The sequence below is a fragment of the Serratia sp. X3 genome, assembly GCF_014982455.1.
Classification (GTDB): Bacteria; Pseudomonadota; Gammaproteobacteria; order Enterobacterales; family Enterobacteriaceae; genus Serratia; species Serratia ureilytica.
This window is the reverse complement of sequence record NZ_JADCNB010000001.1, coordinates 31,222-57,841: the sequence shown is the minus strand read 5'-3', so window position 1 is coordinate 57,841 and position 26,620 is coordinate 31,222. Positions and strand designations below refer to the sequence as shown.

The window sequence follows — 26,620 nt, the reverse complement described above, 5'->3', positions numbered from 1 at the left end:
TTACTTCTCCAGCGACACCTGCTTGAAGATGTGTTTGCCGAACGGGTCGATTTCGTAGCCTTTTACTGCCTTGCGCACCGGTTCGAAGATAGTCGAGTGCGCGATCATCAGCGCCGGCATCTGATCGTGCATCATCACCTGCGCCTGCTGATACATCGCCACCCGTTTGGCGTGATCGTTCTCCTCACGCGCCTGCAGGATCAGTTGGTCGAACGGTTTATAGCACCATTTCGCCGAGTTGGAGCCGCCGAGCGAAGCGCAGGTGAACAGCGGGCCGAAGAAGTTGTCCGGATCGCCGTTGGCGGTGGTCCAGCCCATCAGCGCGGTCTGGTGTTCGCCGTTTTTAATCCGCTGTAAATACTCGCCCCACTCGAAGGTGACGATTTTGGCGCGCACGCCGATTTTGGCCCAGTCGGCCTGGATCATCTCCGCCATGCGTTTGGCGTTGGGGTTATAGGGCCGCTGCACCGGCATCGCCCACAGATCGATGTCGAAGCCCTGCTCCAGCCCGGCCTCCTGCAACAGCTGCTTCGCCCGCTCCGGTGAATACGGGTAGTCTTCAAGCTGCGCGTTGCTGCCCCATTGAGCCGGCGGCAGTAGGTTCTTGGCCGGCTGACCGGCGCCGTGGAACACCGCGTCGATGATCGCCGGCTTGTTGACCGCCAGCGCCAACGCCTGGCGCACCTTAACGTTATCCAACGGTTTCTTCTGGGTGTTGAACGCCAGGAAGCCGATATTCAAGCCGGATTTTTCCATCACCTGGATGTTGCCGTCCTGCCGCATGCGCGCCAGATCCGCCGGATTGGGGAACGGCATCACCTGGCATTCGTTCTTTTGCAGCTTGGCGTAACGCACCGCCGCATCCGGCGTGATCGAGAACACCAGCCGATCAAGCTTCGGCTTGCCTTCCCAGTAGCGGTCGAACGCCTTATAGAGGATTTTCGCGTCCTTCTGGTACTGCACCAGCTGGAACGGCCCGGTGCCGATCGGATCGTTGTCCACCCGCTGCGGCGTGCCGGCCTTCAGCATCGCGTCGGCATATTCCGCCGATAAAATGGTGGCGAAATACATGCCCAGATCGGCGACGAACGGCGCCTCGGCGCGGGAGAGCTCAAAGCGCACGGTGTGGTCATCCACCTTGACGATCCGGTCAATCAGCGTGCCGAACTCCATCGACTCGAAGTTGGTGTAGGCGCCATTGGAGACCTTGTGATACGGGTTGTTGGCGTCCTTCTGGCGCATAAACGAGAAGATGACGTCATCGGCGTTGAAATCGCGGGTGGGCGTAAAATATTTATTGCTCTGGAATGCCACGCCCTTGCGCAGATGGAAGGTATAGCGCTTGCCGTCTTCGCTCACCTCCCAGCTTTCCGCCAGGCTGGGTTGCAGCTCGACGGTGCCGGGTTTGAAATCCACCAGTCGGTTGTAGATCGCCGCCGAACTGGCGTCTACCGTGGTGCCGGAGGTGAACAGCTGCGGGTTGAAGCCTTCCGGCGAGCCTTCGGAACAGTAGACCAGCGTATTGGCCCGCGCGCCGCCGGCAATCGCCAACGCCAGCAGCCCGATCGTTATTGCTTTTCTTTTCATTGCGCTATCCCCAGTGGTGAAAAAACAGCCGAACGGATAGCAATAAATCATGCAGTTAGCGATGTAAAGGACAAATTCCGCACATAAAAACGGGCAGGCGCGCAAGCGGCCTGCCCCGGTGAAACGGCGCGAGGATGATGAAATTAAATCATCTGGCTGAAGTTCATCTGCGCCATCAGCTTATAGTTATCGGCGTAGTCGACCGGAATGGCCACCACCACCGGCCCCTGGATCTCCATCGCCTTGCGCAGCATCGGCCGCAGATCTTCCACCGACTGCACGGCGAAACCAACCGCGCCGCAGGATTCCGCGTAGGCCTTGAAGTCGATCGGCCCGAACTCCACGCCGGATTTGCGCTGGTATTTGTTCACTTCCTGCATTTCCACCATGTTGTAAGCGTTATCGACCCAGATCACGTGCACGATGTTGTTTTTCAGCCGCACCGCGGTCTCCAGCTCCATGCTCGACTGCATGAAGCCGCCGTCGCCGGAGATTGACACCACCTTGTCGCCGGGGCGCACCAGCGCCGCGCCGATGGCCCACGGCAGCGCTACCCCCATGGTTTGCTGGCCGTTGGAGATCAACAGCTGGCGAGCGCGGAAGCTGTAAAGATAGCGGGCGATCCAGATGTGGAAACTGCCCATGTCCACGCACAGCGTCACGTCGTCGCTGACGATGTCCTGCAGCTCCTTGACGATGCGCAACGGATGGATCGGCATGCCGCCGCGGCGCGCGGCGCGTTCCGCCAATTCGGCGCGCTGGCGGCCGAGATCGGTCAGGATCAGTTCCACCTCCGCCGGGACGCAGACCGCCTCATTGAACGCTTCGGTCATCATGTTCAGCGTGGCGCTGATGTTGCCCACCAGCTCGACGTCCGGCCGATAGCAGGTATCGATGTCCGCCGGCAGCACGTCGATATGCACCAGCTTCAGCCGCCCGTGGCTGTTCCACATGCAGGGATCGTATTCGATCGGATCGTAGCCGACGCTGACCACCAGATCGGCCTTTTGCAACAGCTGATCGGCCGGCTGGTTGTTGAACAGGCCGACGCGGCCGGCGAAACGGGCAAAGTGATTGACGTCAATCACCCCCGCCGCCTGATAGGTGCCGACCACCGGCATATGGGTGCGGTACAGCAGATGGCGCACCGCCTCGCTGTTCTCCGGCCGGCTGGCCTGCAAGCCCAGCAGCAGCACCGGGCATTTGGCCTGGCGGATCAGTTTCACCGCCGCCTGAATGTCGTCCGCCGCCGCGGCCCCCATACGCGGCAAGCGGCAGCCCGCCAGCACCGGCGCCGTGACCGGCTCATTGACGATATCCATCGGCAGGCTGACGAACGACGCCCCCGGCCGGCCGAACTCGGCGCGGCGGAAGGCGTTGGCGATCACCTCGGAAATCGCCGAACCGGCATGCACTTCGGCGCAGTACTTGGTCACCGGCCGGAACATGCTGACGGTATCCATGCTCTGATGCGTCTGCTTCAGGCTGTCGGCGCGCTTCACCGCCCCGCCGAAGGCCACCACCGCGTCCCCCTCCGAGGTGGCGGTGGCCAGCCCGGTGATCAGGTTGGAGCTGCCCGGCCCGGAGGTGACCAGCGCCACCCCGGCCTTGCCGGTCAGGCGGCCGACCGCCGCCGCCATAAAGGCCGCGTTGGCCTCATGCCGCACCACTACCGTTTCGATCGACGGCGCATCTTCCAGCGAATCGAACACCCGGTCGATCTTGGCGCCCGGAATGCCGAAAACGTGTTTGACGCCCTGCGCTTCCAGGTTTTTCACCACCAAGTCGGCGCCGCATTGCCAGTCATTGCCTGTTTTTTCCTGTGCCATGGTTCCACCTCCTAAGAAAACGATCGCCGGGATTAGCCCTCGGCGGAACGAATCGCGCGATCCAAATCCTCTGGACAGAGGTTGGCGCGCAAGAAATCCGCATCATGCGGCAACTGAAGATTGAGACGGGTGATGACGCCGAACTGCAGGCGGCCATGATCGAGCTGGTAATCCAGCACGTGGCCGCCGCCGCTGCGGTCGTCGGTAACGAAGTGTTCATGATAGCCGGCCACGCCGATGCCCTGCATATAATCGGGCGAGCGGAAGCCGACCAGCGTGCCGCGCCGCTGATGGAACGAGAAGGTCGGCTGCTCTTCTATCGCTTCCAGCATTGGGCGGTAAGGCCGTTCCTGACGCGGCACGGTGCGGGTTTCGACATGGCTGAACTCACCGTCGACCCGCACCGCGCAGAACAGGTTCGGCGAGGCGACCTGTTCATCGATGCATTGGTGCAGTTGCGCCTTGGTGATCGGCCGATCGAATTGCTGGCTGACGCTGGGCTGGAAAAAGGTGACGACGGCGAAAGGAGTTTTCTGTTGCAAACCGGCCGGGCGGGCGCTGCCGTCGGCGCGCAGCTGGTGTATTTCCTGATCGAACGCGATCAGTTCGCCATCCAGATGATTGAAGGTGCCGAGGCCGAAATCGCCGTGTTTCAGCAATTCGGCGATGGTGGTCTCCCCTTCATAAACCCCGTCGATGAGCGCGCTCATCAGCGAGATTTGATAGATTTCGCCCTCCCCGGCGTTGATCGACTGCCTGGCGAAACCCTGCGCCAAATGGCGCGCACAGGAACACCCGTGTTTTTCGTTCATGCTGACTCCTCCACCAGCGCGGAACTGCGGTTCCACGCGTTCAAAAGACCCGCCGACGGCGGGCCAAGATGTCCCTCAGGCGCGTTCATCAGTTGGAACGATTCAGCCTGAGGCGACAAAAAAACCGGCACGGCTGGCCGGCCGATATCCAGAAACAACAAGAAGATAAGTGAAAGTAAAGACTCACTAATCATTGAGGCCGAGTCGGATATCAAATTGAACGGTTAATCTGGTGTTGGAGCGACAATCAACGCCACAGGCGGCTGACGCAGCCTGGGAAAAACATCTGCTACTTGGTGCTAAACGCCGCGAGGTTTATGCGTTTTTTCTCTATGCGGCCGGGATGCGGCGGCGCTGAAGCCCGTCGTTAACCCGCAATCAGAGTAGCCGCAGCATCGCCAACAGAGAAGCGGGTATTCATAAGAAACGCTTTTGCATATAATGCAAAAATGAATGACGCCCGCTATGTAGAACATCTGCCAATCTTTCTCGACGTGGCCCGCCTGGGCAGCTTTTCCGCCGCCGCGCGCCAGCTGGGTATGGTGCCTTCTTCGCTGGTGCGCCATATCGATGCGCTGGAAAGCGCGCTCGGCGCGACGCTGTTCGTGCGCTCCACCCGCGGCCTGTTGCTGACCGACGCCGGCGAGCTGCTGCTGGCACGCGCCGCCGCGCTGATAACGGACATTACCGGCATTCGCGCCGAGCTGAACGCGCTGAACGAAACGCCGCAGGGCACGCTGCGCATCAGCTGCCTGCCGACCTTCGGCAAAACCTATGTGCTGCCGCTGCTGCCGACGCTGGCGGAACGTTACCCTCAGCTGTGGGTCGATCTCGATCTGACCGAACGCCAGACCGATCCGACCCAGGAACGGCTGGACGCCGCCATCCGTATCGGCGAGCAGAAGGACAGCGCGCTGTACGCCAGCCGCATCGCCACCCAACGCTGGGTGATGTGCGCCAGCCCCGGCTACGTCGCCCGCTATGGCCTGCCGAGCGATCTGGAGGCGCTGCCGCAGCACCGGCTGATCGCCCGCTACCACAAACAACAGCCGGCCTGCTGGGCGCAGATCCTCGACGCGGCGTTGATGAACCGCTGCACCATGGCGCTGCGTTGCGATGACTTCACCGCGCAGCGTCAGGCGGCGCTGCTAGGCCTCGGCATCGCCTTTCTGCCCAACTGGGTGGTGGGGCCGGACGTGCAGCATGGGCGGCTGGTGCAGATGCTGGAAGATCCGCGCCATGAACAGCAAGGCATCTATCTGCTGCGGCCGGTGGCGAAGGTATCCGCCCGCCTGGCGGCCTTCACCGCCCTGCTGCAGCAAACCATCGGTCAACCGCCCAACTGGGCGTAAAGCGGGGTGACGCGGCCGCGCAGCGCCGGGCTGTCGCTCTCGTCTTTCAGTTCGACGCCGGTCAGCCTTCGCCGGCACGCCTGTTCCAGCAGCCAGGCCAATTTGAACGCCGCTTGCGGATAATCCAGCCCCTCCGGCCGCACATTGGAGATGCAGTTGCGCTCTGAGTCCCTTCTGCGCGCGTTCGGCTCCCAGGTCAGATAAACGCCCAGGCTGTCCGGCGACGACAGCCCCGGCCGTTCGCCGATCAGCACCGCCACCGCCTGGGCCTGCAGGCACTCGCCGATCTCATCCCCCAGCGCCACTCGCGCCTGATGCGCCAACACCACCGGCGCGATCGCCAGCCCCAACGTATCGAGATAGGGCCGCAGCGCCTGCAGCAGCGGCAATGCCTGGCGGTGCACCGCCTTGGAGGAGAGGCCATCCGCCACCACCAGCAGCAGATCGGTCCGGCGCGGCGGCACGCCGAGCAGCAGGCGGCGGCTGTCCGGCGCCAATCGCCGCCCCAGATCCGGACGGCGCAGATAGGCGGCGCGGTCCACGGCCTGGCTGTGCACCGCCAGCGTGGGCCAACCGGCATCGTGCAGATCCGCCGCCAGCCGTTCGCTCTCGAATGGCTGATGCACCGCGTCGCGCGCCTGGGCATGGGCCAGGCCGAAGCGCAGCAGCTCGTCGGTCGGCAGACTGGCGCCGGTGCGCCCCAGCGCGATGCGCGCGTCGGTAAAGGCGCGCAGCGCGTCCCAACTGTTGACGTGAACCGGTTTGCTCATGTCCGTTCTCCCTGCAGCGCCAGCAACAGCGGGTGATTGGCGGCGGCGTCGCGCAGCCGTCCGCGCTCGTCGGTGATGTTCATCGCCGCCAGCCAGGCGGCGAATTCCGGCGCGTGCTTCAGCCCCAGCAGTTCACGGATATAGAGCGCGTCGTGGAACGAGGTGCTTTGGTAATTGAGCATGATGTCGTCCGCGCCCGGCACGCCGATCAGGAACGTCAGCCCGGCGGCGGCCAACAGCGTCAGCAGCGTGTCCATATCATCCTGATCGGCCTCGGCATGGTTGGTGTAGCAGACATCGCAGCCCAGCGGCAGGCCGAGCAGCTTGCCGCAGAAGTGGTCCTCCAGCCCGGCGCGGATAATTTGTTTGCCGTCATACAGGTATTCAGGGCCGATAAACCCCACCACGGTGTTGATCAGCAGCGGTGAGAAATGCCGCGCCACCGCATAGGCGCGCGCCTCGCAGGTCTGCTGATCGACGCCGTGATGCGCGTTAGCCGACAGGCAACTGCCCTGCCCGGTTTCGAAGTACATTACGTTATCGCCCAACGTGCCGCGCTTGAGGCTCAGCGCCGCCTGCTGCGCCTCCGCCAGCAGCGCCAGACTGATGCCGAAACCGCGATTGGCCGCCTCGGTGCCGGCGATCGACTGAAACACCAGATCCACCGGCGCGCCGCGCTCCATCAGCCGCAGCGTGTTGGTCACGTGGGTCAGCACGCAGGATTGGGTGGGTATGGCGAAGCGCTGGATCACATCGTCCAGCATGTAGTTAAGTTTTTCCAGCAGCGGCAGGCTGTCGCTGGCCGGATTGATGCCGACCACCGCGTCGCCGCTGCCGTACAGCAAACCGTCCAGCATGCTGGCGGCGATGCCTTGCAGGCTGTCGGTCGGGTGATTGGGCTGCAGCCGCACGCTGAGGTGGCCCGGCAGGCCAATCGTATTGCGAAAGCGCGTCACCACCCGGCATTTCTTCGCCACCAGGATCAGATCCTGATTGCGCATGATCTTGCTTACCGCCGCCGCCATCTCCGGCGTAATGCCGGCGGCCACCTGCGCCAGCATGGCGCTGTCCGCCTGCTCGCTCAGCAACCAGTTGCGAAAATCGCCGATCGTGAGGTGCGAGATGGGCTCAAAGGCGGCGGCGTCGTGGCTATCGATGATCAGGCGCGTCACCTCGTCCTGCTCGTACGGCACCAGCGGCTGCTGCAGGAACACCTTGAGCGGCACATCCGCCAGCGCGATGTGCGCCGCCATGCGCTCTTCGGCGCTTTCCGCCGCCACCTCCGCCAGATAATCGCCGGAACGCGCCGGCGAAGCTTTCGCCATCAGCTGGCGCAGGTCGCCGAAGCGATAGCCGCGTTGGCCCAACGTTGCCTGATACATAGCCCCCCTCCCTTGCCCTGAGTGACGAGATAAAAGCCCTGCACCAAGTGTAGTCAGTGAAGCAAGAAAATTAATTTGCCTGCTATCGCCGCCATCGCGCATCCCCCCATTTCACCCGCCGCCGCTTCGGGTTACAGTAGCCGCGAAAACGGGAGGGGTGATGGATCCGCAACGGCAAATTATCGAATGGCTGCAACAAGATAACACTCGCATGGCGGCCCTGCGCACCGTGCGCCGGCTCGGCCTGAATGACTGGTGCCTCGGCGCCGGCTTTGTACGCAATCTGGTGTGGGACCGGCGGCATGGCTACGCCGTGGCGACGCCGCTCAACGATATCGACGTGATCCACTTCGATGCGGAGCGGACGGACGCCGAACGCGATCGCATGCTGGAGGCGCGGCTGCAGCAGTGGCTGCCGCAGCCGTGGTCGGTCAAGAACCAGGCGCGCATGCACCTGCGCAGCGGCCGCGCGCCCTACCGCAACAGCGAAGAGGCCATCAGCTTCTGGACCGAAGTGGAAACGGCGATCGGCGCGCGCCTGAACGCCGACGACAGCATCACGCTGGTCGCCCCTTTCGGGCTCGCGGCGCTGTTCAACGACACCATTACCTTCAACGTGAAAAATGGCGATCGCACGGCCTATGCCCAGCGGGTGCTCGACAAAGGCTGGCTGCTGCGCTGGCCGCGTCTGCAGCAGGTAAAGATTTAGCCGCCGCTGCCGATACCCTGAACAGCGAGATCCAGACTCAGGGAGAGCAACCATGTCGACCACCATCACCATGATAGTACCGATCAAGAATACCGTCCCCGGCGTCAGCAACGTGTTCAGCGCGCCGGGCCATCAGGGCGAATTGCTGATGGCCAAACCGGTCAACAACCAGCCGCAAGGCGGCAAGATGGAGAAAAACGAACGCGCCAACGGCAATGACGAACCGGTCAACCTCAATGAAAGCCGCGCTTCGGCGCGCATCAAGGCGCTGAACCGGCAGATTCAGGCGCTGCAGCAAAAGCTGGTGGAACTGAAGGATTCCGACGCCGATCCCAAAGAGATCGAAAAGCAGAAACAGCTGATCGAAGCGCAGATCAAGATGTTGCAGGCCGAGATCGCACGCATCCAGAAAGAAGAAATGGAAAAGCAGCAGCAGGAGCAAATGGAAAAAGCCGCGGCGAAATCCGGCGACGGCGTAAACCGCCCAACGCCGCTCAACGCCGTGGACGTCTATATCTGAGTCAATATGCCGCGTTTTCCCGCCGGCGCTGTTGCAGCAGCGCCGCCTGCTGACGCGCCACCTGCCAGATGGCCTCCGCCGCCGGCGTCAGTGAGCGGTTCTTGCGCCGCACCAGCATCAGCGCGCGGTTAATTTCCGGCACCAGCCGCCGCACCCGGAGTCGACCCCCTTCCGGCAACGGCAGCGCCAACGCCGGGAAAATGCTGATGCCAATCCCCTCCGCCACCATCGGGAACAACGTGGCCGGATGGCCGATTTCCTGCACCACCTGCGCCTCCACGCCCTGCTGTCTCAGCGCACTGTCGATCAGCGGCCGGCTGCCCGACGCATAGTCCTGCAACACCAGGCGGCAGCCGTTTAGCGCCGACCAACGCACCTCTTGCTGCTCAGCAAACGGGTGGTCGTCGCGGCACAGCAGCAGAAACGGTTCATGCAGCACCGCTTCGCACTCCAGATCCACCGCCTGCACCGGATCGACCACGATACCGAAATCCACCTCGGCGTTACGCACGCTGTGCAGCACCTGCTGCTGCGCCTGATCGCGCAGCATGATGCGGATCTCCGGGTATTCACGCTCGCCGGCGGCGATGCACTGCGGCATCAGATGGGCGGAAATGGTTTGGCTCGTCGCCACCCGCACCGTGCCGCTGCGCTGTACGCCAAAGCTGCGCGCATCCAGCAAAGCGGCCTGCAGTTCGTCCAGCAGTCGCTCGACCCGGTTGGCCAACCGCAGACCGGCGTCGGTCAACACCACTTCACGCGTGGTGCGATCCAGCAGCCGCACGCCGACCTCCGCTTCCAGCTCTTTCACGCTGTGGCTGACCGCCGATTGCGTCAGGCCGATCGCCTCACCGGCGCGGCTGAAGCTGCCGTGGCGGGCGATGGCGACGAACACCCGCAGCTGTTTGAGTGAATAATTCATGTGTTTTATTCATATATGAATTAAATAAATCAATTTAATTATTATATATCCGCGCGGGAGAATAGCCCCATCGATTTTCTACCCTGAGCGCACCGCCATGAGATTTCTGCCCGATCGTTTTACCCTGACGCTGATCGCTACCGTGCTGCTGGCGTCGTTCCTGCCGGCGCGCGGCGAGTTCGTCGGCTGGCTCAACGCCCTGACCATCGCCGCCATCGCCCTGCTGTTCTTCATGCACGGCGCCAAGCTGTCGCGCGAGGCCATCCTGGCCGGCAGCAACAACTGGCGGCTGCATCTGTGGGTGATGTGCAGCACCTTCATCATTTTTCCGGCGCTGGGCGTGCTGTTTGCCTGGTGGGCGCCGATCGACGTCAGCCCCGAGCTGTACGCCGGTTTCATCTACCTGTGCATCCTGCCGGCCACCGTGCAATCGGCCATCGCCTTCACCTCACTGGCGGGCGGCAACGTCGCGGCGGCGGTATGCAGCGCTTCCGCCTCCAGCCTGCTCGGGATCTTCGTGTCGCCGCTGCTGGTCGGCCTGCTGATGAACGTGCACGGCGATACCGGCGGCCTGCGGCAGGTCGGTTCGATCGTGCTGCAGCTGCTGGTGCCGTTCGTCGCCGGTCACCTGCTGCGGCCGCTGATCGGCGGCTGGATCGAACGCCATCGGCCGCTTATCGGTAAAACCGATCAGACCTCGATTCTGCTGGTGGTGTACGCCGCCTTCAGCGAGGCGGTGACGCACGGCATCTGGCATCAGGTAGGGATGGGCTCACTGGCGTTTATCGTCGGCGGCAGCATCGTGCTGCTGGCGATCGTGCTGGTGGTGAACACTTACATGGCGCGCTGGCTGGGGTTCAGCAAAGCGGACGAGATCACCATCGTATTCTGCGGTTCGAAGAAGAGCCTGGCGAACGGCATTCCGATGGCCAATATCCTGTTCCCGGCGGCGACGGTGGGGATCATGGTGCTGCCGCTGATGGTGTTCCATCAGGTGCAGCTGATGACCTGTGCGGTATTGGCGAAAAGGTATCAGCGCAAGCAGCAGGCGCAACAGGCGGTGCCCAACGCGCAGGCGACGCGCGGGTAAAAAAAGACGGGCCAAGGCCCGTCAGTTCAGTTTTTCTTCAGCGGCTTGACCAGGTGGTCAAGCCCTTCGATTTTAATCGCCAGCGTCATCTCCATCAGCATGCCGAGCTTGCCTTTGGGGAATTCGCCCTTGCGCGCGAACCACAGCAGGTACTCTTCGGGCAGATCGATCAGCACCCGCCCCTGGTACTTGCCGAACGGCATCACGGTATTGGCGATCTCCAGCAGGTTTTCTTTTTCCATCACTCACCCAGCAAGCGGATCATCTCCGCTTCGTCGATCACGGCGATACCCAGCTCCTGCGCCTTCGCCAGCTTGGAGCCCGCCGCCTCGCCGGCGATCACCAGATCGGTTTTCTTCGACACGCTGCCGCTGACCTTGGCGCCCAGCGCCGTCAGGCGATCTTTGGCCTCGTCGCGCGACAGCTGGCTCAGCGAGCCGGTCAGCACCACGGTTTTGCCGGCGAACGGGCTGTCTATCTCTTCCGCCACCACCACCACCGGCGCCGGCCAGTGGATGCCGATCTCGGCCCCCACCAGCTCGTTGATCACCTGCTGATTGAGCGCTTCATCGAGGAAGTTGCGCGTGTGTTTGGCCACCACTTCGCCGACGTCCGGCACCTCTTTCAGCGCCTCAATGTCGGCGGCGAACAGCTTCTCGAGCGATCCGAAATGCGCGGCCAGGTTGGCGGCGGTCGCTTCGCCGACCTCGCGAATGCCGAGCGCATACAGGAAACGAGCGAAGGTGGTCTGCTTGGATTTCTCCAACGCGTTGACCAGATTCTGCGCCGATTTCGGCCCCATGCGATCCAGGCCGGTCAGAATGCCGGCGGACAGCCGGAACAGATCGGCCGGGTTCTTCACGTACTCCTTGTCCACCAGCTGCTCGATGATCTTGTCGCCCATGCCTTCAACGTCCAGCGCGCGGCGGGAAACGAAATGCTTTAACGCCTCTTTGCGCTGCGCGCCGCAGATAAGACCGCCGGTGCAGCGCGCCACGGCCTCGCCTTCCACGCGCTCAACGTCGGAACCGCACACCGGGCAGTGCAGCGGGAACACCACTTCGCGCGCATCCTGCGGCCGACGGTCTTCCAGCACGCCCACCACCTGCGGGATCACGTCGCCGGCGCGGCGCACGATCACCGTATCGCCGATGCGCAGCCCCAACCGCTCAATTTCATCGGCGTTGTGCAAGGTGGCGTTGCTGACGGTCACCCCGGCCACCAGCACCGGCTCAAGGCGCGCCACCGGCGTAATCGCGCCGGTGCGGCCAACCTGAAACTCCACTTCGCGCACCACGGTGATCTGCTCCTGCGCTGGGAATTTGAACGCCGTCGCCCAGCGCGGCGCACGCGCCACGAAGCCCAGCGTTTCCTGCAGATCGATGTCGTCAATCTTGATCACCACGCCGTCAATATCGAAACCGAGCTGTGCGCGGTCCCGCTCGACCTGGCGATAGAACGCCAGCACTTCCTCGCTGCCGGTACGGCGCTGGGCGCGATCGCTGACCGGCAGGCCCCAGGCCTTGAACTGCATCAGGCGTTCAAAGTGGCTGCGCGGCAGCTCGCCGCCTTCCAGCAGGCCAACGCCATAGCAGAAGAAGGTCAGCGGGCGTTTAGCGGTAATGCGCGGATCGAGCTGGCGCAGCGAGCCGGCGGCGGCGTTGCGCGGGTTGGCGAACACCTTGCCGTCTTTGCGCCGCGCCTCTTCGTTCATCTGTTCAAACCCGGCCTGCGGCATGAACACTTCGCCGCGCACTTCCAGCCGGCGCGGGATGTTGTCGCCGGTCAGGCGCAGCGGGATGGCGCGAATGGTGCGCACGTTGGAGGTGATGTTCTCGCCGGTGGTGCCGTCGCCGCGCGTCGCCGCACGCACCAGCTCGCCGTCTTCATACAGCAGGCTGACCGCCAGGCCGTCCAGCTTCAGCTCGCAGCAGAAGGTCAGCGGATCGCTGCTCTTGAGCCTGTCCTGCACGCGCTTGTAAAACGCCAGGAAGCTCTCTTCGTCGAACACGTTGTCCAGCGACAGCATCGGCACTTCGTGACGCACCTGGTCAAACGCCGCCAGCGGCGCCGCGCCCACGCGCTGGGTCGGCGAATCGGCGGTGATCAGCTCCGGATGCGCGCTCTCGAGCTCGCGCAGCTCGCGCATCAGGCGGTCATATTCCGCATCCGGCACTTCGGGCGCATCCAGCACATGATACTGGTATTCATGATGGCGCAATGTGGCTCGTAGTTGATTGATTTGTTGGATTATCGATTCCATGGCTCACCATCAAAGATAAAAAACCCCCGGCTAGCGGGGGCTTTGTTGTTACGGATGTTCAGTGCGCGCGGCAACCCGGTCAGGCGTTGTTTTCCAACACTTCACGGATGCGCGCTTTGTAGGTTTCCAGCTTCTGCGGCGTCATCATGCGGCGCTCGTCGTCCAGCACCACACCGCCCACGTCGTCGGCGATGCGCTGCGCCGACTGCAGCATCAGCTTGAAGTTCTGATTGGCGTCGCCGTAAGACGGCACCATCATGAACATCGACACGCCCGGCGTGGAGAAATCGGACATCATGTCAGGATCGAACGACCCCGGCTTGACCATGTTCGCCAGGCTGAACAGCACCGGGCCGCTGCCGGCCGGGCTGATATGGCGGTGGAAGATGCCCATCTCGCCAAACTGGAAGCCCGCCTGCAACACGCTCTGCAGCAGCACTTCGCCGCCGATCACGCCGCCCTGGTGGGCCGCGACGTGCAGCACCAGCACGGTCTCTTTGAGTTTAGCCTGTACTGGCGCAGCGGCCGGCTGTTGCGGCTGCGGCGCAGGTTCCGACACAGGCTTCACTTCCGGCGCTTGCTGCACCGGGGCGGGTTCGGCGTGGAATGCCGGTTCCGCCGCCAGCGGCGCCTCATGTTCATGCGGCAGATCGTCAACGCGCGGCTCGCGGCGCGCGGCCGGTTGCGGTTGCTGCGGCTCGGCCGGTTCTTCGTCCGGCGCGTAGTTGTTCAGCAGGATGTCATCGTACTCCGGCCGCTGAGACAGCGGAGGCAGCGTCTGATGAGCAGCCGGCTGAACGGCGCGGGGCACAGGCGCAGCCGCCGGAGCGGGCTTCGGCGCGGCCACGGGTTCTTCGCGTGCGGCATCGAAATGGCCGAATGACGGCTCGTCTTGCGGGTGAGCGGCGCGTACGCGCACCTCACCGACGCCTTCTTCGAGATCGTCGATCGGAGTTTGTTCACGTTCCTTTTGGGAACGTTTGGCTGGGCGATCACGGAAGAGCGCTGACCGTTCTTTGCGACTGGTCCACAGACCGTGCAATAACAGCGCTATTATGGCGATCGCGCCAACAACGATTAATATCAGACGCAAATCCTGCATCATTGCTATCTCTGTTGTTCCAATACATTGCCACCGCGGCAAACATTCACTCTTTAACTCTATTTGCCCGCGCACACAAGTGCAAGTCCGTGCTGAACTTTATGCCAATAAAGATGATTATACTGCCTTTTTCTGCTGGTTTTTCAGCCAACCCTACCCTAGCCAGTGGAAAATCATCCCTATATGATAATGATGCCTGTTCAGACAACGAGATAACTTAAGATATGTCCTATACGCAGCCCCCTTCCCGTTCCACCAGCGGCATTCATTATTTTGCCGAAGGCTGGCGCCTGATTTCGCGCCCGGGGATTAAACGCTATGTGGTCCTGCCGTTGCTGGTCAACGTGCTGCTGATGGGCTCCGCTTTCTGGTGGCTGTTCAGCCGCCTCGGCGACTGGATCCCGGCGATGATGAGCCACGTGCCCGACTGGCTGCAATGGTTGAGCTACCTGCTGTGGCCGCTGGCGGTCATTTCGGTGCTGCTGGTGTTCAGCTATCTGTTCAGCACCCTCACCAATCTTATTGCCGCCCCGTTCTGCGGCCTGCTGGCCGAACAGCTCGAAGGCAGCCTGACCGGCAAACCGCTGCCGGACACCGGCCTGCTCGGCATCGCCAAAGACCTGCCGCGCATCATGGCGCGCGAATGGCGCAAGCTGATGTATTACCTGCCGCGCGCGCTGCTGCTGCTGGCGCTGTACTTCATGCCCGGCATCGGCCAGACGGTGGCGCCGGTGCTGTGGTTCCTGTTCAGCGCCTGGATGCTGGCGATCCAGTATTGCGACTATCCGTTCGACAACCACAAGGTGAGCTTTGCCGATATGCGCCGCGCATTGCGCCAGCACAAAACCGACAATCTGCAGTTCGGCGCGCTGGTCAGCCTGTTCACCATGATCCCCATCCTCAACCTGGTGATCCTGCCGGTCGCCGTCTGCGGCGCCACCGCGATGTGGGTCGATCGTTATCGCTCGCAATTCGTCCGATAATCGCCGTTTTTTACCGCCGGCAGCGCGGGAATTTTCGACAGGGCGCGCATTTCGCGCCCTTATCATTGTGCTTAAAACTTATTTCCTAATAACATATAGATATACCAATTCTTTACTTCCCTGCCGGTACTGTTAGCGTATGCTTTCGATGTTCCCCACATTTTCATAGAGTTAAAGGACGGGCTATGAGCAAGATATATGAAGACAACTCATTAACAATCGGCCATACGCCGCTGGTTCGTCTGAACCGTATCGGCAACGGACGCATTCTGGCCAAGGTTGAATCACGCAACCCGAGCTTCAGCGTCAAATGCCGCATCGGTGCCAATATGATTTGGGATGCGGAACAACGCGGCGTGCTGACCGCCGGCAAGGAACTGGTGGAGCCGACCAGCGGCAACACCGGCATCGCGCTGGCCTTCGTGGCCGCCGCGCGCGGCTACAAGCTGACGCTGACCATGCCGGAAACCATGAGCATCGAGCGCCGCAAGCTGCTCAAGGCGCTGGGCGCCAATCTGGTGCTGACCGAAGGGGCGAAAGGCATGAAAGGCGCCATCGCCAAAGCGGAAGAGATCGTCGCTACCGATCCGAACCGCTACCTGATCCTGCAGCAGTTCAGCAACCCGGCCAACCCGGCCATCCATGAAAAAACCACCGGTCCGGAAATCTGGGAAGACACTGACGGGGAAGTCGACGTGTTCATCTCCGGTGTCGGCACCGGCGGCACGCTGACCGGCGTCAGCCGCTACATCAAGAACACCAAAGGCAAAGCCATCACCACCGTGGCGGTCGAGCCGACCGACTCGCCGGTCATCAGCCAGGCGCTGGCCGGTGAAGAGCTGAAGCCGGGCCCGCATAAAATTCAGGGCATCGGCGCCGGCTTCATTCCAGGCAACCTCGATCTGGACCTGGTGGATCGCGTCGAAAAAATCTCCAACGACGAAGCCATCAGCATGGCGCGCCGTCTGATGGACGAAGAGGGCATCCTGGCGGGCATCTCCTCCGGCGCAGCGGTCGCGGCGGCGGTAAAACTGGCCGAAGAACCGGCGTTCGCCGACAAGACCATTGTGGTTATCCTGCCCTCTTCCGGCGAACGTTATCTCAGCACCGCGCTGTTTGCCGATCTGTTCACCGAGCAGGAATTGCAGCAGTAATTCCGGCACTGCACAAATCGCTAAAAAAGCACCCCACGGGGTGCTTTTTTGTGGACTGGATCAAACTTTATAGCAGTCCAAGATTGCTTTTGCCCTTCGCCTTTAGTATTTAACGGTGCATTATTTCGATGCGCAAAATTAATCACTCTCCGAGCCCGGTCAAGGCTGAATCGATTTACTCATCTGTCGCCGACGCGGCGAATCGGGCATAATGGGGAGCGGATTGGAACGACGTCAAAAGCCGAGTTTTTTGATCTGAAGTGCCTAACGCGTCGTTTTCTGTTGCATCAACGTTCGCCCCTGTCCATAGTCAGGCGCTATAACCAGACAAGCTAAAGTCAGGCCCCTGGGCTAAACTTTAGCTCCACAACATTAATCCAATAAGTTGGGGAAACATCAATGTTCCAGCAAGAAGTTACTATTACCGCTCCGAATGGTCTGCATACTCGCCCTGCCGCTCAGTTCGTTAAAGAAGCCAAAGGCTTCACGTCTGACATCACCGTAACCTCCAACGGCAAAAGCGCCAGCGCCAAAAGCCTGTTCAAACTGCAAACTCTGGGGCTGACTCAAGGGACCGTAGTGACCATCGAAGCTGTTGGTGAAGACGAGCAGAAAGCCGTTGAGCACTTGGTAAAACTGATGGCAGAGCTTGAGTAATCGGCCCGTCTTTTTAGTTAACACCAGTCAAGAGTAAGGTAGGGTTATGATTTCAGGCATTTTAGTATCACCGGGCATCGCTTTTGGTAAGGCTCTCTTGCTGAAAGAAGACGACATTGTCATCAACCGGAAGAAAATCTCTGCTGATCAAGTAGAGCAGGAAGTCTCGCGTTTTCTGGCCGGCCGCGCGAAAGCGTCCGAACAGCTGGAAGCGATCAAGACCAAAGCTGGCGAAACCTTCGGCGAAGAGAAGGAAGCTATCTTCGAAGGCCACATCATGTTGCTGGAAGACGAAGAGCTTGAGCAGGAAATCATAGCCCTAATCAAAGACGATCTGGCCTCCGCAGACGCCGCCGCCTACACCGTGATCGAAGGCCAGGCCAAAGCGCTGGAAGAGCTGGACGACGAATACCTGAAAGAACGCGCCGCCGACGTGCGCGACATCGGCAAACGCCTGCTGCAGAACATTCTGGGCATGCCTATCGTCGATCTGGGCTCCATTCAGGACGAAGTGATCCTGGTGGCCACCGATCTGACCCCGTCCGAGACCGCACAGCTGAACCTGGACAAAGTGCTGGGCTTCATTACCGATCTCGGCGGCCGCACCTCCCACACCTCTATCATGGCGCGCTCCCTGGAGCTGCCGGCGATCGTCGGCACCAGCGACGTGACCAAGCAGGTGAAGAACGACGACTATCTGATTCTGGACGCGGTTAACAACCAGATTTACGTTAACCCGACCGCTGACGTTATCGATCAGCTGAAAGCCGCCCAGAACCAATACATCACCGAGAAAAACGATCTGGCCAAGCTGAAGGACCTGCCGGCGATTACGCTGGACGGCCATCAGGTTGAAGTCTGCGCCAACATCGGCACCGTGCGCGACGTCGCGGGTGCAGAGCGCAACGGCGCGGAAGGCGTCGGCCTGTATCGTACCGAATTCCTGTTCATGGACCGCGACTCGCTGCCAACCGAAGACGAGCAGTTCCAGGCTTATAAAGCCGTGGCGGAAGCCATGGGCTCGCAGGCCGTGATCGTCCGCACCATGGACATCGGCGGCGACAAAGACCTGCCGTACATGAACCTGCCGAAGGAAGAGAACCCGTTCCTCGGCTGGCGCGCCATCCGCATCGCGATGGACCGCCGTGAAATTCTGCACGCCCAGCTGCGCGCCATCCTGCGCGCCTCGGCGTTCGGCAAACTGCGCATCATGTTCCCGATGATCATCTCCGTGGAAGAAGTGCGCGATCTGAAAGGCGAAATCGAGACGCTGAAGGCGCAGCTGCGCGAAGAAGGCAAGGCGTTTGACGAGAGCATCGAAGTGGGCGTGATGGTGGAAACACCGGCTGCAGCGGTCATCGCTCACCACCTGGCGAAAGAAGTCGACTTCTTTAGTATTGGGACAAACGATCTAACCCAGTATACTCTGGCGGTAGATCGCGGCAACGAGCTGATTTCTCATCTCTATAACCCGATGTCCCCATCAGTGCTTGGCCTGATCAAACAGGTTATTGATGCATCTCACGCGGAAGGCAAGTGGACCGGCATGTGCGGCGAACTGGCTGGCGATGAGCGTGCTACACTGTTGTTATTGGGCATGGGGCTGGATGAGTTCAGCATGAGTGCGATTTCAATCCCGCGCATCAAGAAAATTATTCGCAACACGAATTTCGAAGATGTGAAGGCGTTGGCAGCGCAAGCCTTGGCACAGCCAACGGCACAAGACCTGATGAATTGCGTCAATAAATTCATCGAAGAAAAAACGCTCTGCTAAACTTCCACGACACTGGAACGCCGCCCAATTTAATGCTTAGGAGAAGATCATGGGTTTGTTCGATAAACTGAAATCTCTGGTTTCTGATGACAAGAAAGACACGGGCACTATCGAGATCGTCGCTCCCCTTTCTGGCGAAATCGTCAATATCGAAGATGTGCCGGACGTAGTGTTCGCTGAAAAAATCGTTGGCGACGGTATCGCCATCAAACCGGCCGGCAACAAAATGGTTGCTCCGGTTGACGGCACCATCGGTAAGATTTTCGAAACCAACCATGCATTCTCTATCGAATCCGACAGCGGCATTGAGCTGTTCGTCCACTTCGGCATCGATACCGTAGAACTGAAAGGCGAAGGCTTCAAACGCATCGCCGAAGAAGGTCAGCGCGTCAAGAAAGGTGACGTCGTTATCGAGTTCAACCTGCCACTGCTGGAAGAGAAAGCCAAGTCTACCCTGACGCCGGTCGTTATCTCCAACATGGACGAGATCAAAGAGCTGATCAAACTGTCCGGCAGCGTGACCGTTGGCGAAACCCCGATCATCCGCATCAAGAAGTAATCGCGAATGAGCATGATAAACGGCGCCCTCGGCGCCGTTTTTTTTATCCCCTTCGTCGTATCCCAATCTCGCTACGTTATGACGACCAACGCGGGATACGCAGGGTAATGATCAGCCCCTCTTTGTCGCCGTTGCGCGCCTCAACCTGGCCGCCGTGCGCCAACACCACCTTGCGGGTAATCGCCAGCCCCAGGCCGTAGCCCTTGCCCGACTGCGCCGACTTCACGCGCACGAATGGATCGAAGATGCTCGACAGTTTCGACTCCTCTACGCCCGGCCCCTGATCGCTGACGGCGAGCTGGAACTGGTTGTCGATGCGCAACAGCGCCACAGTCACCCGCTGGCCCTGGCTGGAGAAGCGCAGCGCATTGCGCACAATGTTGTCCACCGCGCGCCGCATCAGCTCCGCATTGCCCTTGACGGTATACTCCACGTCCGACTCGGCCTGCAGCACGATCTCCACGCCGGGCACCTGCGCCTCGTAGCGCGCATCGCTCACCACCGCGTCCACCAGGCCGTACAGATCGAAGTACTCCTCGTCCGGCAGGCTGCTGTGTTCGGTGCGCGACAGCGCCAGCAGCTCGCCGATCATTTTGTCCAGCCGCCCCGACTCATGTTCGATGCGCTTGAGCGAGGTTTCGACGTTGCCGGCATTCTGCCGCGCCAGGCCGATCGCCAACTGCAGGCGCGCCAGCGGCGAACGCAGTTCGTGCGAAACATCGTGCAGCAGCTGCTCGCGGGCGCTGACCAGCAGTTCCAGCCGCTCGGCCATGGTGTCGAAATCGCGCGCCACGTCGGATAGCTCGTCATGACGGCGCCGCATTTTCGGGAACAGCCGCACCGACAGATCGCCCTGCGCCACCCGATCCAGGCCGCCGCGCAGCTGACGCATCGGCCGGGTCAGGTTCCAGGCCAGTACGGCGCTGAACAGCAAACCGCCCAGCCCGCCGACCCACAACATCGGCGCAGGAATATTAAAGAAATGGGAACGCCGCTCCGGCCGATACTCTTCGCGCAGCCCGCGCACGTTATAACTCAGCCAGTATCCCTGCCCTTCCCCGGTCTGCACCCAGGCGGAAATCGCTTTCGGCATCCGCCGCCCTTCAAACAGCGGCTCTTCCGGCGCGGGCGGCGGCGGTTGAGTCATCGGCGTAACCGACAGCAGACGCCTGTCGTCCTCGGGCCAGTCGCGCATCAGCGCTTCCAGCGCCGGCATGCCGCCGCTGCGCAATTGGGTGGCGGCGGAGGTCAGCTGCAGGCCGATCGCCCGCCGCGCCATGGCGTTCTCCGGCGGCACATAGCGATCGCCATAAAGAGAAAATGCCACCCACAGGGCCTGCGTCATGATGAGAAAGGTCAGCCAAAAGCCGAGCAAAATTTTCCAGAACAGTCTTCCGCGCATGTCAGGTTACCGGATGCGATAGCCGATGCTGCGCACCGTTTCGATGCTCAGCGTATTGCCGGCCAACGCGCTCAGCTTCTGGCGGATATTGCTGATATGCACATCCACGCTGCGGTCATAGGCTTCACGCGGGCGCCCCAGCCCCTTCTCGGACAATTCGTCCTTAGACACCACGCGGTCCGGCGCGCGCAGCAACAGCTCCAACAGATTGAATTCCGAAGCGGTCAGATCAAACGCCTTGCCGCGCCATTCGCTGCTGCGGGTTGACGGATTCAGCGTCAGCTCGCCAACGCTGATGGCGGCCTCGTCGTCCGCTTCTTGCGGCCGTTCTTCGAAACGGCGCAGCACCGCGCGCAAACGCGCCACCAATTCGCGCGGATAGCAGGGTTTGGGCATGTAATCGTCGGCGCCCATCTCCAGACCAATCACCCGATCGATGTTGTCACCTTTGGCGGTCAGCATGATGATCGGCAGCCGGCTCTTTTTGCGCACGTCGCGCAGCACGTCGATGCCGCTCATATCCGGCAGCATGATGTCGAGGATCATCGCGGTATAGTCGCCCGACAGCGCGCCCTCTACCCCCGCCTTACCGGTCAGTACCAGCGTGGCGTCGAAACCTTCGCCCGTCAGGTATTCGCTCAGCATGGTGCCAAGCTCCAGGTCATCGTCGACCAGTAAAATTTTCATGCCTTGCTCCTTCACCGATTTTCGTTATTTTCCCGCCAATTTCGCTGGTCCGCAGCCAGTTTTACTCAATCCTTACACATCGCTCCTGGCGTCTCGCCACCGTTAGTGTGGCTGCTGTCGCGGGATTTCTCTACTTCAGTCATGGCATTGGCGCACGAGCAAGCGGCAGCCGCCGCAAGCGGGGCTGCCATCTGTCGAAAGGAAAGTGGAAAGGTTTTCCCGACGGAGTACACCGTCGGGAGGGCACGCTCAGCCGAACACGCCGGTAGACAGGTAGCGATCGCCACGGTCGCAGACAATCGCCACCACCACGCTGCCGGGGTGAGCCGCGGCGACGCGCAAGGCGCCGACCACCGCACCGCCGGAGCTGACGCCGCAGAAGATGCCTTCACGCTGCGCCAGCTGGCGCATGGTCTGCTCGGCATCGCCCTGTTCGATATCCAGCACCTGATCCACCAACTCCGGGCGGAAAATACCCGGCAGGTAAGCGGGTGCCCAGCGGCGAATGCCGGGGATGCTGCTGCCCTCCGCCGGCTGCAGGCCGATGATCTGCACCTGCGGATTCTGGCTCTTCAGGTAACCGCCCACGCCGGTAATGGTGCCGGTGGTGCCCATGCTGGAAACGAAATGCGTGATGCGCCCTTCGGTTTGACGCCAAATCTCCGGGCCGGTGGTGGTGAAATGGGCGTAGGGATTGTCCAGGTTGTTGAACTGATCCAGCACCTTGCCCTGCCCCTGACGCTGCATCTCCAGCGCCAGATCGCGCGCCCCTTCCATGCCCTGCTCACGGCTGACCAAGATCAGCTCGGCGCCGTAGGCACGCATCGCCGCCTGCCGCTCCAGGCTCATGTTCTCCGGCATCAGCAGCTTCAGCGTATAGCCTTTCAATGCAGCGATCATCGCCAGCGCAATGCCGGTGTTGCCGCTGGTGGCCTCAATCAGCACGTCGCCGGGCCTGATCTCACCGCGCAGCTCCGCCTGCTGGATCATCGCCAACGCAGCGCGATCCTTCACCGATCCCGCCGGATTGTTGCCTTCCAGTTTGACCCATACCTCGCTGCCCGCCTGGGCGGCCAGCCGTTGCAGTTTTACCAGCGGGGTATTCCCGATGCATTGTTCGAGCGTTGTCACGATCTTTGCCTGTGTGTTGGTGTGCGTAAAGTAAAAAGGCAACCCTGGGGTTGCCTTGAAGAAAAGGGCTGCTAAAACCTATCAGGCGCTTTTGGCTAACGCAACAGGTTGCAGCAGTTGATCGCCGGCATACAGCCGCGCATTGAGGCTGCCGACGTAATAACGGCCGCCGCGCACCGGCGTGGCGTTGCCTTCCGGCAGCACCACGCCGATCGGTTCCTGGTGCCAGCCGATCGGCTGCACCGTCAGCTGCCAGAAGTGGCCGCGCGGGCTGACTTCCAGCACCTGAACCGGCAGCGGGCAACGTTCGCTGCTTTCGGTCGCCACTTCCATTTCCCACGGGCGCAGGAACAGATCGACGCTGCCCTGATGCATCGGCTGGAACGACAGCGGCCACTGGTGCGCACCGACGAACAGCTGGGAGCCGCGAATTTCGCCGTTCAGACGGTTCACTTCCCCCATGAATTCCAGCACAAAGCGGCTCGCCGGCTCGCGCATAATCTCCTCCGGCGAGCCAACCTGTTCGATATTGCCCTGGCTCATCACCACGATGCGGTCGGCCACTTCCATCGCCTCTTCCTGATCGTGGGTGACGAACACGCTGGTGAATTTCAGCTCTTCATGCAGCTGACGCAGCCAGCGGCGCAGCTCTTTGCGCACCTGCGCATCCAGCGCGCCGAACGGTTCATCCAGCAGCAGAATCTGCGGTTCCACCGCCAGGGCGCGCGCCAGCGCCACGCGCTGTTTCTGGCCGCCGGACAGCTGCGACGGATAGCGGGTAGCCAGGTGGCCCAGCTGCACCATGTCCAGCAGCTGAGTGACTTTCTGTTTGATCGCCGCGGCGTTCGGGCGCTCGCGGCGCGGCAGCACGGTCAGGCCGAAGGCGATGTTGTCGAACACCGTCATGTGGCGGAACAGCGCATAGTGCTGAAATACGAAGCCCACGCGCCTGTCGCGCGCGTGCATGTGGCTGACGTCGGTGCCGTGGAAGCCCAGCTTGCCGCCGCTCTGGCTTTCCAGCCCGGCGATGATGCGCAGCAGCGTGGTCTTGCCGGAACCGGACGGCCCGAGCAGCGCCACCATTTCGCCGGAAGCAATATCGAGCGAGATATCGTTCAATACCTTGGTGCGACCGAAGGACTTGTTGATGCCGTTAATCTCAATGCTCATGATTTTCCTCCCGCTCGAGACGCGCGTTTTGACGTTCCAGACGCCACTGCAGCGCGCTCTTCAAAAATAGGGTAACGATCGCCATCAGGGTCAACAGGGCGGCGGCGGTAAAGGCCCCGACGGTGTTGTAATCCTGCTGCAACAGCTCGACCTGCAGCGGCAGGCTGTAGGTTTCGCCGCGAATCGAACCGGACACCACCGACACCGCGCCGAACTCGCCGATGGCGCGCGCGTTGGTCAGCACCACGCCGTACAGCAGCGCCCAGCGAATGTTGGGCAGCGTCACGCGGCGGAACATTTGCCAGCCGGACGCCCCCAGCAGGATGGCGGCCTCATCTTCCTGGCTGCCCTGGCTGAGCATCATCGGCACCAGCTCGCGCACCACGAAGGGACAGGTGACGAAAATGGTCACCAGCACCATGCCCGGCCAGGAGAACATGATCTGGATGTTATGCGCATCCAGCCAGCCACCCAGCAGGCCGTTGCTGCCGTAAAACAGCAGATAAATCAGCCCCGCCACCACCGGTGAAACGGCGAACGGGATATCGATCAGCGTCAGCAGCAGCTGGCGGCCGGGGAAGGTAAAACGCGTCACCAGCCACGCCAGCAACGTGCCGAACACCAGGTTGAACGGCACGGTGATCAGCGCGATCAGGACCGTCAGCCAAATGGCGTGCAGCATGTCCGGATCGAGCAAATTGCTCCACATCGCGCCGAATCCTTTGGAGAAGGCCTCGGCGAAAATCGATATCATCGGCACCACCAGCAGCAGCACCGAAAACAGCGTGCCGATGCCGATCAGCGTCCACTTGCCCCAGTTGACGCGCGGGCGCTCGGCGCCGTTGAAGGCGGAAATATCAGCCATCAGTGCCCTCCTCCCAAACGTCTGCCGAAGCGGCTTTGCAAGACGTTAATGCTGAACAGCAGCAGCAGCGACGCCGCCAGGATCACCGAGGCGATGGCGCTGGCCGCCGGGTAATCGAACTCCTGCAAACGCACAAAAATCATCAGCGAGGTCACTTCCGTCTTCCAGGCGATGTTGCCGGCGATGAAAATCACCGCCCCGAACTCGCCCAGACTGCGGGTAAAGGAAATGGCGGTGCCGGCCAGCAGCGCCGGCGCCACCTCAGGCAACACCACGCGGCTAAAACTCTGCCAGCGCGTGGCGCCCAGCGTCTCGGCCGCCTCTTCGTACTCCGGCCCTAACTCTTCCAGCACCGGCTGCACGGTACGCACCACAAACGGCAGGCTGGTGAACGCCATCGCCACCGCGATCCCAAGCCAGGTGAAGGTGACCTTGATGTCGAAGTGCGCCAGCCACTGCCCGTACCAGCCCGTGGTGGAAAACAGGCCGGCCAGCGTCAGGCCGGCTACCGCCGTCGGCAGCGCGAACGGCAGGTCGATCAGGCCATCCAGCAGCGAACGGCCGGGAAAGCGGTAGCGCGTCAGGATCCAGGCCATCAGCATGCCGAACACCGCGTTGAACAGGCTGGCGACAGCGGCCGCCAGCAGCGTCACTTTGTACGCCGCCACCACCTGCGGGTTGGAAATCACTTCCCAATATTGCGCCAGGCTCATCTGCGCCAGCTGCATCACCAGCGCACTGAGCGGCAGCAGCAGGATCAGACAGGTATAAAACAGGCTGCTGCCGAGGCTGAGGCCAAATCCGGGCAGCACCCGCTTACTGGACGACAACGCCAACATTTACTTGCGCCCTGCCGCTAACAGCTGATCCAGCTCGCCGCCGGTGGCGAAGTGGGTTTTCATCACCTGCGGCCAGCCGCCGAATTGATCTTCCACGCGGAACAGTTGGGTGTCCGGGAATTGCCCCTTGGCCGCCGCCATCGCTTTCTGGTCATACACGCGGTAGTAGAAACTGGTGATCACCTGCTGCGCCGCCGGGCTGTAGAGATAGTTCAGATAGGCTTTGGCCGCTTGTTCGGTGCCGTTGCGCGCGACGTTTTTGTCGACCCAGGCCACCGGGAACTCCGCCAGAATATCGACCGGCGGCACGATCACTTCGTACTTGTCTTCACCGTATTGCTTGCGGATGTTGTTCACTTCGGACTCAAAGCTGATCAGCACGTCGCCCAAACCGCGCTCGACGAAGGTGGTGGTCGCGCCGCGGCCGCCGGTATCGAACACCAGCACGTTTTTCAGGAAACGGGTCATGAAGGCGCGGGTCTTGGCCGCATCGTTGCCGTCGGCCTGGCTGGCGGCGCCCCAGGCGGCCAGATAGGTGTAACGGCCGTTGCCGGAGGTTTTCGGGTTCGGGAACACCAACTTCACGTCGTCGCGCACCAAATCGTTCCAGGTGTGGATGCCCTTCGGGTTGTCCTTGCGCACCAAAAACGCCATGGTGGAATAGAACGGCGAGCTGTTGTTCGGCAGACGCGACTGCCAGTCCGCCGGGATCAGCTGCCCGCGATCGTGCAGGATCTGCACGTCGGTGACCTGGTTGTAGGTCACCACGTCGGCGCGCAGGCCCTGCAGGATCGCCAACGCCTGCTTCGACGAGCCGGCGTGCGATTGTTTGATGGTCAGCTTGTCATTCGGATGCTGCTGATTCCACTGCTGTTCAAAGCCGGGATTCAGCGCGACGAACAATTCACGGGAAACGTCATAAGAGCTGTTCAGCAATTCCGCCGCCGACGCGGCGCCGCTCGCCAACAGCGCAGCCGCCAGCCAACTTTTCAGCACGAGATTTTTAACCCGGTTTTGTTTCATTCTGCACCTTATCACTGAGTCATTCCTTCAGGCTTTCG

General features: G+C 61.5%; 25 protein-coding genes. 9 read left to right on the top strand and 16 right to left on the bottom strand.

The features are described 5' to 3' along the window. The 3 genes from IMX17_RS00290 to budA all read right to left on the bottom strand — a co-directional run bounded on the left by IMX17_RS00290 (window position 1) and on the right by budA (window position 4,228). Window positions 1-1,587: an ABC transporter substrate-binding protein gene (locus IMX17_RS00290; protein ID WP_193549214.1), complete on the bottom strand. Its 1,587-nt coding sequence runs from the start codon at window positions 1,585-1,587 to the stop codon at window positions 1-3. Between the two features lie 143 nt (window positions 1,588-1,730). Beyond that, window positions 1,731-3,416 carry an acetolactate synthase AlsS gene (gene alsS, locus IMX17_RS00285; protein WP_033643950.1) on the bottom strand — a complete coding sequence of 562 codons (1,686 nt, stop codon included), beginning with the start codon at window positions 3,414-3,416 and terminating at the stop codon, window positions 1,731-1,733. A 32-nt stretch (window positions 3,417-3,448) separates the two neighbouring features. Further along, window positions 3,449-4,228, bottom strand: a complete 780-nt coding sequence (gene budA, locus IMX17_RS00280; protein WP_033643951.1) for an acetolactate decarboxylase — start codon at window positions 4,226-4,228, stop codon at window positions 3,449-3,451. A gap of 449 nt (window positions 4,229-4,677) precedes the next feature. Between budA and IMX17_RS00275 the strand changes: the two genes are divergently transcribed. Beyond that, window positions 4,678-5,580, top strand: coding sequence for a LysR family transcriptional regulator (locus IMX17_RS00275; protein ID WP_046896258.1), 903 nt, complete (start codon window positions 4,678-4,680; stop codon window positions 5,578-5,580). On the opposite strand, the gene eutC is transcribed toward IMX17_RS00275, so the two are convergent. Together eutC and IMX17_RS00265 are read right to left on the bottom strand one after the other, a co-directional pair. Beyond that, on the bottom strand, window positions 5,559-6,350 hold the full coding sequence (eutC, locus tag IMX17_RS00270; RefSeq protein WP_046896257.1) for an ethanolamine ammonia-lyase subunit EutC: 792 nt from the start codon (window positions 6,348-6,350) through the stop codon (window positions 5,559-5,561). The two genes, IMX17_RS00275 and eutC, sit on opposite strands and share 22 nt — an antisense overlap. Next, entirely contained in the window at window positions 6,347-7,732 is a 1,386-nt protein-coding gene (locus IMX17_RS00265; protein ID WP_193549213.1) for an ethanolamine ammonia-lyase subunit EutB, read from the bottom strand. Before IMX17_RS00265 ends, eutC begins: the two co-directional genes overlap by 4 nt. Window positions 7,733-7,892: 160 nt before the next feature. On the opposite strand from IMX17_RS00265, the gene IMX17_RS00260 reads away from it, so the two are divergent. Further along, complete coding sequence (locus tag IMX17_RS00260; protein ID WP_193549212.1) at window positions 7,893-8,441, top strand: nucleotidyltransferase family protein; 549 nt, start codon at window positions 7,893-7,895, stop codon at window positions 8,439-8,441. 52 nt (window positions 8,442-8,493) lie between these two features. Then, window positions 8,494-8,961 (top strand): FlxA-like family protein, encoded by a 468-nt coding sequence (locus IMX17_RS00255; protein WP_021505617.1) that lies wholly within the window; start codon window positions 8,494-8,496, stop codon window positions 8,959-8,961. Between the two features lies 1 nt (window position 8,962). Here the strand turns inward: IMX17_RS00255 and IMX17_RS00250 are convergent, their stop codons facing one another. Next, window positions 8,963-9,883, bottom strand: coding sequence for a LysR family transcriptional regulator (locus IMX17_RS00250; RefSeq protein WP_046896254.1), 921 nt, complete (start codon window positions 9,881-9,883; stop codon window positions 8,963-8,965). Between the two features lie 97 nt (window positions 9,884-9,980). Here IMX17_RS00250 and IMX17_RS00245 point away from each other — a divergent pair, with 97 nt between their 5' ends. Then, the gene (locus IMX17_RS00245; RefSeq protein ID WP_033652554.1) at window positions 9,981-10,973 is read left to right on the top strand and encodes a bile acid:sodium symporter family protein; all 993 of its coding nucleotides are present in this window, start codon (window positions 9,981-9,983) and stop codon (window positions 10,971-10,973) included. 26 nt (window positions 10,974-10,999) lie between these two features. On the opposite strand, the gene IMX17_RS00240 is transcribed toward IMX17_RS00245, so the two are convergent. The 3 genes from IMX17_RS00240 to zipA all read right to left on the bottom strand — a co-directional run bounded on the left by IMX17_RS00240 (window position 11,000) and on the right by zipA (window position 14,341). Beyond that, window positions 11,000-11,215, bottom strand: a complete 216-nt coding sequence (locus IMX17_RS00240) for a DUF3820 family protein (RefSeq protein WP_033654988.1) — start codon at window positions 11,213-11,215, stop codon at window positions 11,000-11,002. After that, window positions 11,215-13,236, bottom strand: a complete 2,022-nt coding sequence (gene ligA / locus IMX17_RS00235) for an NAD-dependent DNA ligase LigA (protein ID WP_069100649.1) — start codon at window positions 13,234-13,236, stop codon at window positions 11,215-11,217. The genes IMX17_RS00240 and ligA overlap by 1 nt, the downstream gene beginning before the upstream one ends. A 79-nt stretch (window positions 13,237-13,315) precedes the next feature. Then, a complete protein-coding gene (zipA, locus tag IMX17_RS00230) occupies window positions 13,316-14,341 on the bottom strand; it encodes a cell division protein ZipA (RefSeq protein ID WP_193549211.1) in 1,026 nt (341 codons plus the stop codon). Window positions 14,342-14,562: 221 nt separating this feature from the next. On the opposite strand from zipA, the gene cysZ reads away from it, so the two are divergent. From cysZ to crr, 5 genes are all read left to right on the top strand, one after another. Continuing rightward, a complete protein-coding gene (gene cysZ, locus IMX17_RS00225; protein WP_182265496.1) occupies window positions 14,563-15,321 on the top strand; it encodes a sulfate transporter CysZ in 759 nt (252 codons plus the stop codon). Between the two features lie 185 nt (window positions 15,322-15,506). Next, a complete protein-coding gene (cysK, locus tag IMX17_RS00220) occupies window positions 15,507-16,475 on the top strand; it encodes a cysteine synthase A (RefSeq protein ID WP_016926786.1) in 969 nt (322 codons plus the stop codon). Between the two features lie 399 nt (window positions 16,476-16,874). Then, entirely contained in the window at window positions 16,875-17,132 is a 258-nt protein-coding gene (gene ptsH, locus IMX17_RS00215; RefSeq protein ID WP_024484477.1) for a phosphocarrier protein Hpr, read from the top strand. A 46-nt stretch (window positions 17,133-17,178) separates the two neighbouring features. Continuing rightward, window positions 17,179-18,906 (top strand): phosphoenolpyruvate-protein phosphotransferase PtsI, encoded by a 1,728-nt coding sequence (ptsI, locus tag IMX17_RS00210; RefSeq protein ID WP_004936461.1) that lies wholly within the window; start codon window positions 17,179-17,181, stop codon window positions 18,904-18,906. Window positions 18,907-18,955: 49 nt separating this feature from the next. Next, window positions 18,956-19,465, top strand: a complete 510-nt coding sequence (crr, locus tag IMX17_RS00205) for a PTS glucose transporter subunit IIA (RefSeq protein ID WP_004936467.1) — start codon at window positions 18,956-18,958, stop codon at window positions 19,463-19,465. A 76-nt stretch (window positions 19,466-19,541) separates the two neighbouring features. Here the strand turns inward: crr and IMX17_RS00200 are convergent, their stop codons facing one another. The 7 genes from IMX17_RS00200 to IMX17_RS00170 form a co-directional block, all read right to left on the bottom strand. Beyond that, the gene (locus IMX17_RS00200; RefSeq protein ID WP_046896251.1) at window positions 19,542-20,867 is read right to left on the bottom strand and encodes an ATP-binding protein; all 1,326 of its coding nucleotides are present in this window, start codon (window positions 20,865-20,867) and stop codon (window positions 19,542-19,544) included. A 6-nt stretch (window positions 20,868-20,873) separates the two neighbouring features. Beyond that, window positions 20,874-21,554: a response regulator transcription factor gene (locus tag IMX17_RS00195; protein WP_033652557.1), complete on the bottom strand. Its 681-nt coding sequence runs from the start codon at window positions 21,552-21,554 to the stop codon at window positions 20,874-20,876. Between the two features lie 249 nt (window positions 21,555-21,803). Further along, entirely contained in the window at window positions 21,804-22,685 is an 882-nt protein-coding gene (gene cysM, locus IMX17_RS00190; protein WP_033644334.1) for a cysteine synthase CysM, read from the bottom strand. Window positions 22,686-22,766: 81 nt separating this feature from the next. Next, the gene (cysA, locus tag IMX17_RS00185) at window positions 22,767-23,855 is read right to left on the bottom strand and encodes a sulfate/thiosulfate ABC transporter ATP-binding protein CysA (RefSeq protein WP_046896250.1); all 1,089 of its coding nucleotides are present in this window, start codon (window positions 23,853-23,855) and stop codon (window positions 22,767-22,769) included. Next, window positions 23,845-24,720, bottom strand: coding sequence for a sulfate/thiosulfate ABC transporter permease CysW (gene cysW / locus IMX17_RS00180; RefSeq protein WP_182265498.1), 876 nt, complete (start codon window positions 24,718-24,720; stop codon window positions 23,845-23,847). The genes cysA and cysW overlap by 11 nt, the downstream gene beginning before the upstream one ends. Further along, complete coding sequence (gene cysT, locus IMX17_RS00175; protein WP_193549210.1) at window positions 24,720-25,559, bottom strand: sulfate/thiosulfate ABC transporter permease CysT; 840 nt, start codon at window positions 25,557-25,559, stop codon at window positions 24,720-24,722. The genes cysW and cysT overlap by 1 nt, the downstream gene beginning before the upstream one ends. Beyond that, window positions 25,560-26,582, bottom strand: coding sequence for a sulfate ABC transporter substrate-binding protein (locus IMX17_RS00170; RefSeq protein WP_046896247.1), 1,023 nt, complete (start codon window positions 26,580-26,582; stop codon window positions 25,560-25,562). Window positions 26,583-26,620 lie beyond the last annotated feature (38 nt).